The sequence below is a fragment of the Bacillus cereus group sp. BfR-BA-01382 genome (assembly GCF_022663475.1).
Taxonomy (GTDB): domain Bacteria; phylum Bacillota; class Bacilli; order Bacillales; family Bacillaceae_G; genus Bacillus_A; species Bacillus_A thuringiensis_S.
Genome location: NZ_JAKUFQ010000264.1, coordinates 1 through 560, shown reverse-complemented (window position 1 = coordinate 560; position 560 = coordinate 1). Strand labels below are relative to the sequence as shown.

The window sequence follows — 560 nt, the reverse complement described above, 5'->3', positions numbered from 1 at the left end:
CCTGGTGCAATGGTTGTTCCTATGAATTTGATTGGATTTTTTCAAACCCCAGATGACTATAATATTCATTGGCTCATCGCATCATTTTTTCGCTTATTACGATTTGCAGGATTTATTATAGCTATTTTTTTACCCGCATTTTATATTGCTATAGTCTCTTTTCACTTTGAAATTATTCCTATAGACTTATACACTTCTATTGCAACATCAAGAGTCAAAGTCCCTTTCTCCCCCTTATTGGAAGCTTTTATAATGGAAATTACACTAGAAATGCTACGTGAAGCTGGCATTCGCTTACCACAACCAATTGGACAAACTATTGGAATCGTTGGAGGGATTGTAATTGGACAGGCGGCTGTTCAAGCTGGTCTTGTTAGTAACGTTATGGTTATTATCGTATCTATTACAGCCATTGCTTCATTTATTGTTTCTAATTATGATTTATCAAGTTCTATACGCCTTATCCGTTTTCCAATGATGTTATTGGCTTACTTTTATGGGATTGTAGGTATTGTTAGTGGATTAATGCTTTTATTTGCTCATTTTGTTTCACTAACTTC

1 protein-coding gene is annotated in these 560 nt (G+C 34.6%); it reads left to right on the top strand.

Annotation, left to right across the window (positions count from 1 at the left end; translation table 11 throughout):
• On the top strand, positions 1 to 560 hold a 560-nt coding region (locus MR160_RS33855), incomplete at both ends, for a spore germination protein (RefSeq protein WP_242299227.1).